3 protein-coding genes are annotated in these 6,431 nt (G+C 45.4%); all 3 read right to left on the bottom strand.

Annotation, left to right across the window (positions count from 1 at the left end; all coding sequences use genetic code 11):
* Positions 1–498: 498 nt before the first annotated feature.
* A complete protein-coding gene (gene recD / locus B4H32_RS00580) occupies positions 499–2,202 on the bottom strand; it encodes an exodeoxyribonuclease V subunit alpha (RefSeq protein WP_414630942.1) in 1,704 nt (567 codons plus the stop codon).
* Positions 2,203–2,349: 147 nt separating this feature from the next.
* Positions 2,350–6,078 carry a UvrD-helicase domain-containing protein gene (locus B4H32_RS00575; protein WP_286799098.1) on the bottom strand — a complete coding sequence of 1,243 codons (3,729 nt, stop codon included), beginning with the start codon at positions 6,076–6,078 and terminating at the stop codon, positions 2,350–2,352.
* A gap of 3 nt (positions 6,079–6,081) precedes the next feature.
* A partial coding sequence (locus B4H32_RS00570; RefSeq protein ID WP_286799092.1) for a hypothetical protein occupies positions 6,082–6,431 on the bottom strand: 350 nt, incomplete at its 5' end.

Below are 6,431 nucleotides of genomic sequence, written 5' to 3'. Positions count from 1 at the left end.
GATTTCTCTCATCTCTTTGTAAGCAAAAACGTACGGTTCTTTATAACATTTAACTGAATAATCCAGAAAAGCTGTCAAACAACGATACCGTAGCTTTTAGATGTTGCCGTTATTTTTCACTAGATAAATGTGCATGGACAAGACATGCAACCGATCTGACGCAATGCTTGAACAAGTAGAGTTTAAACAATACTGGTTAAAATAAAACCAATATTTATCATGATTTTATTCATTTAATATGGATAAAAATAAAAAAGCCCTGTAGTCTCTCCCAAAACTACAAGGCTTAGCGGCTGTAAGTTTCCTCTTTTATCACTTACCTCACTGTAAGTTCGCTGTCTTTCAGACTTTCTTATTATCGTTTTGCGATTTATCTAGCTTTCCGTGCCAGATTCGTTGTGTTTCCATAATCTCAAAAACATTCGGCTTGCTCTAGCGACAATATCTCGAATCCTTGTAAGCTTTTTCTTACAAAACGGTGAATTTTAAAGAATAACTTTATAATCCAGCAAAATTGATCTTTTGTACTAAACCACTACGGCGAACTGTTCGAATTGTAAGCGCCTGTTGCAAGGTGCCTGAATCGGCCAGAATACTGACCACTTTTTTTGCGCGCGTCACTGCGGTATAAATCAGTTCCTGACTCAGTAACTTCTCTGCGGGGGCATCCAGAACAATCGCGGTATGGGTAAATTCAGAGCCCTGTGATTTGTGAATGGTGAGCGCAAATGCAGTTTGCATGTTACGAGGTAAGCGGTGTGCAGCAATCCATTTATCCAGACTTGGAAAATACACCTCAAACTGCTGAGATTGGCTTCTATGTTTAAAACAAATGCCAATGTCTCCATTGGAGATTCCAAGCTGATAGTCGTTGTAGGTCATCATCACGGGACGGCCCACATACCAGTCGCCCACCGCAATCTGTTTAAGCTGCTGATTGAGCCACTGTTCAGCATAACGGTTCAGTTGCTGCAATCCCAGTTGCCCATGTCGAACGGCGGTTAAAATTCGGTAATCATCAAATGCGTGTATCACCTGCTGGATATACGGTTCTGGTTCATCGCCCTGCACATAGTGTTGCAGTGCCTCAACATAGCCCTGAAACCCATACATCAGCTTTTGTTGATAGGGTTCAATTTCGAACTCACCATACTTGGGCAAATATTCCAGTTGAATAAAGTCTGACATGTCTTTGGATAATGCAATCGGTTGCAAGCTGCTAGGTGCAGCAATCTCCTGTTGCAGTCTGGTCAATACCTGAGCATGTTGTGTTGGCTGCTGCTGGGCCTGAATAAATCTTGCCAACTGTCCAATTTTTGCCTCACCCGCAAAACGGCGGCTTTTTTGCAACCGGACACGGTTTTCAGCCAAGCCCTGCACCTGCTGTAAGTCTGCAAGTACAGAACCCACATCCACAGAAGCCAGCTGATTGGCATCACCCAGTAAAATAATGCGGCAGTTTTCAGGCACCGCCTCAAACAACAGGGTTGCCAGATTCAAGTCCAGCATGGAGGCTTCATCCACCACTATCACATCATAGGGCAAAGGCTGCTTTTGATGAAAACGTGGGATCTGCCGATTGCCTATACCCAGCAAACGGTGCAGGGTCTGGGTGCTTTGGTGGCGCAGTTCATCGGTGACCAATCCCGACTCAAGCAGCTTGGGGTCATTCAATGAATGTTGCAAGGCCTCCTGCATACGCTGGGCTGCCTTGCCTGTCGGTGCCGCCATCGCAATGCGCAGGTCAGGAATCATCTGGTTCAGTACCGCGATAATACGAGCCAGCGTATAGGTTTTGCCTGTTCCTGGCCCCCCTGTAATGATACTCAGCCATTGCTGCATCACCATTTTAAGGGCGGCCTGCTGATGTTCATCGCTGAGCAAGTGCTGATAAGGTGCTGTATCGAGCAACTGAATCGTTTGTCGCTTTAATCGACAAATCTGATCAGCTAGGCGTTGTTCCAGTTGCCAATATCGGTATAATGCCAAGCCCTGCTGATCATGGACGCATGGGGCAACCTGAGTGCCTGCAACATCGCTGCAAACCACCAGATCGCCCAGTGCCTCAAGCTGTGCTGGATTTGCCTCAATACAACTGTCGCCTTGCAGGCTGGCCTCAATCAGTTGCTGTAAGATTTGCGCTGCACCATCTGCCTGAGCTGATTGGGAAAATGGTGCCTGTGTGAGATAGCTACTCCACATCTCAAGCCAGCCTACGGTTGCTGACTGATTATTTATTTGTTTGTCCACAGAGTTATCCTCAAACTTACCCACACGCTTGTCCACAAGGTTATAAACATGTTTATCCACATGATAATCTACTGTTTAATCTAAATTCTTTACTTTTATCTACATTGGTTTGGCCATTTTATCCTCAGAGAAGTATCCAAGGATGGCATCCAGACGCAAGATAAATTCGTCATCAGGTTTCCAGTACATATAGCCCTGCTGCGCCTGTCCATTCATGCCACGCAAATACAGATAGGATGCCCCACCCAGATGCTGCTCAATCTGATAATTCTGTAGTTTCACGCTCAGATAACGGTGCAGTGCCACCAGATACAAGGCCGCCTGTAACCAGTAGCTCGACAGCGACATACTATCTGCAATTTGGCTAGGCTGGTAATCTGCCTGTTCAGCGCCCAGATAGTTACTTTTATAATCAGCAATGTGATAACGCTGACCGTCAAAATAGACCAAGTCAATAGAGCCATTTAAGTAACGGGCAGATTTCGCCTCCAGTAATTCAGGCATGCTGATGCCATATTCTGTGAACAGTTGCTGTACGCGCTGCATGGCCAGCACACGATCCGACAAGGCCAGATAAAATGGACATTCCGACAGATATTGTCCTGTCAGCAATTGTTTTAATTGGAAACCATCGTTCAGTGGCGTGGCCAATACCTCACCCAACCATACCGCAATCCATTGGTATAGTTGCTGCTCTGAATTTTCCCGTGCTGGAAAGTGATTCTGGTATTGATCCAGCAAGTCAAACCATAAGCCTTGATAGGTATTCTTAAAACGGCGGCGGATTTCCTCAACCCATGTTTCAGGTCGCTGAAAATCAATCTGCTCAAAAATCTCATGCAGGAAATTTCCAGCCAGTGTTCCTTTCGGAAAATATTGCTTAATCCACGCGATTGGTTGGGAAACAGGCGCAAATGCTGTCAGTATAACGTTTAGCTCATCTTCAGCCTGATCAAAGTTCTGCTCAATATTGGCCAGACGATCCGCATGACTGGCCTTGTGTCTTAAATGCTGTGCCAGATAACTGAAGCTGGTCTTGCCTCGTGCATAAAAACGCTGCATAGGTAAAGGCTGAGCAGAAAGTGGGATTCTTTGTTGGGTCTGTTGCTGGCGGTGGAGAGCCTGTGGTCGTTCCAAAACCAGAGCTTCATCCAGACAGTGTGGATGCTGGAATGCCTCACCCTGATTCTTCCAGAATGCCAATCCTGAAAGTTTGTTCTTATCTCCCTTTTCAGGTTCAAACACCGCATAGACCCGATGACTGGCACGGGTCAGCGCCACATACCACAAACGGTTCTGCTCAGCCTGCGCCCGTTGCTGGTGCTGATCCAGCTCATTCTGTTGCAGAAAGTTTTTATCCGCAATCGCCACCACGCGTTGCATTCGGGTCTGCCCTGTTTCTGGTAACTGGATTTCCGTGGTTGAAAAATTTAAAGCCTCTTTTTTTGAGTCTGGTGCTGCTTTATTTGCTCCAAGTAAAAAGACGATTTTAAATTCCAAACCCTTGGACTGGTGGATAGTCATTAACTGCACCCCAGCTTCACTGGAAAGCTTATGTTCCAGCTCCCATTCACGGTCACTTGGTGAATTGAGCTGCTTTAAATACCAGTGATAGAGGTTTTGTGCCCCCTGCACATGCTCGCTGTGCTGACTCAGGATATCAGTGAGATGGCGCAGATTGACCACTGCCCGTTCATTGTCCTTGCTCTGGGTGGCAACCAGTTGCTGCCAAATTTCAAATTGATTTAAACAACGTTGCCATGCCGATAAAAAGCCCTGATTCAGCCACATCTCACGGATGTCATCGAATTGCTGGATATAATGGCTCAGACCCTCTGGACTTTGTTCTAAGGCCAATAATCGAGCCAGATCAAAGCCAAATAAACGGCTGAGTAAAGCCCGTTTGAGCTTGGCTTCATCATAAGGATCAAGCAACGCCGTGAGTAAAGCGCCTATATCCTGTGCAATCTTTGAGTCAAACACACTGCGCTTTGAGGGACGATTCACACGAATTCCCAAGTATTCCAGTGCATATTGAACCTCGTCCAGTTGTCGGTGGCTACGGGAAAGCACCGCAATATCATCTTCACAAATGGCTTTGCGTATCTCACCATCCAGGCATAGCTGCTGCAAATGCGCCTGATTCAATAAGCTTTGAATTTTCCAGGCCACTTGAGTCGCTTGCTCATTGCCCTCTTGCAGTTGCAGCCAGCGCAACGGTGCTAGATTGAACTGTTCCTTGTCAATCAGGGCAGGATGTGGACGTGAACCAGCCTGAATTGGGTCATAGATCACCTGCTCGCCAAAATCCATTTGCCGCTGAAACAGCACATCCACCACTTCAACCAGTTCTTTGACCGAACGGTGGTTGTGGATCAGCTTATATTCACGCCCCTGCTTCGCCATAATATCCTGATAGGCATTCAGGAATGTCAGCATGTCGCCGCCACGGAAGCCATAAATCGCCTGTTTACGGTCACCCACCATAATCATGCAGCCCTTTTGGTAACGCTGTGGATGCCGCCAGATGCTCGCCAGCATATCATCCTGATCCTGATTGGTATCCTGAAACTCATCGACCAGAATTAAGGGATAACGTGCCTGTACAAATACCGCAAAATGTTGTCCCTGTTCGCCCTTTAAGGCATCTGACAGGGTTTTGATCTGCTGGGCAAAAGTGGTTTCACCTTTTTGTTGCAACACTTGAGGCAAACGCTTTTTGACTTGCTGACAAAGATGAAACTGTAAATAGGTATTGAATTGATCTAAATGATTTTGAATTTTAAGTTTCATCTCCCAAATATCTTTTAATAACTGAATCAAAGGATGCTGGTAAAAACAGTCCTGAATACTTTGATCACATTTATTAAAAATACTGCTTCGAGCTCGTCCTTTAGAATCTAAAAATAAAACATCGACGTCTTTGAACGCGTTTTGATCAAAATAGATATTTATGCCCTGCTCTTGAATTTGCTGAGCCAGCCGAACTAAGCCTGTTTGAAAAATGAAATGAAAACGATCTTTTGCAAAAGCCTTTTTATTAATAAATTTATAATATGCGCCATTGAGTAGATAATAATCCTGTAATTCTTGTAAGTACTGCGAAGAAGTTACTGCGAACTGATGCAAGCATGATTCAAACGCAACGGTGCTAAACACAGGCAAATCTACTTGTTTCAAATGTGCTGAACTAAAATTCAAACTTTCTTCAACCACTTTAATATACTGATCTACGCTCTTTAGTTGCTGACTCATATATAAAAAATCAATCACCTGTTGTGGCTGCGACTGAATCCATTCGCGTAACACATCATGAATCAGTTGGCGGGTATAGCTCTTGGCATCCTCAGTGATTTGGGCACGTTCAATCTTGCCACTTTCAAAGGCAAACTCGCGCAACAGCTTCTGGCTAAAGCTGTCCAGTGTCCCGACAAACAGCTCGTCCAGTTGGTCAATCACAAGTTTTAGCCGTTCACAGGCATAGGCGATACGTGGCGCAAAGGTTTTTAACACATGCTGTTTCAGTGGATCAGTTTCCTGCTCCGCCTGCATGTGAATATCAGTTTCCAGTACGCTGCGTAACGGTTCCAGATACTGCTGAATCTCCACCAGACGCAAACGGATACGGCTTTTTAGCTCGGCGGCGGCAGCACGGGTAAACGTGGTGGCAATGACCTGATTCGGCAGGTATTTTTCCAGAAAAATCCGCACCATCAAACTGGATAAGGTATAGGTTTTGCCTGTTCCAGCCGAGGCTTCAATTAAATGTAAACCTTCAAACTGAATATCCCGAATCGGTTGATAAGACACTGGATATTTTGAGTTCATGTCTTACTCCACACGTAAAAATTCAAAAATAGGCTGGTATAAGGCATGGGAATAATGATCACAGGCATAGTGCAACAATGCACTTGCATCCTGTTCCTGCAAAAGGAACTGCCAGTCACGATGCAATTTACACGCTTCATTTTGAGCCATATCAAAACCAGAAAAATCACCTGTATCATTCCAATCTTTTAAAACCTGTTTTTGGCTGTCTTCAACCAGAACCCATCGAGACTCCTGCTCAACCCATTGGTGGGAATTGCCTTTCTCGATTGGCTTTAAGATCAAGGCTGCGGGTAACACCACAGGCTGTTGCTGCGCCTCTTGCCATAGTTGCAACCAGAGATCGGAAGAGC

Source organism: Acinetobacter sp. UBA2063, assembly GCF_002333245.1.
Classification (GTDB): domain Bacteria; phylum Pseudomonadota; class Gammaproteobacteria; order Pseudomonadales; family Moraxellaceae; genus Acinetobacter; species Acinetobacter parvus.
The sequence above is the reverse complement of the archived record's forward strand: the minus strand, read 5'-3'. Positions and strand labels throughout refer to the sequence as shown.

Excerpts from the sequence above, each read along its gene's own strand:
- recD (WP_414630942.1), bottom strand. The coding sequence starts at position 2,202 with ATGTGGAGTAGCTATCTCACACAGGCACCATTTTCCCAATCAGCTCAG.
- B4H32_RS00575 (WP_286799098.1), bottom strand. The coding sequence starts at position 6,078 with ATGAACTCAAAATATCCAGTGTCTTATCAACCGATTCGGGATATTCAG.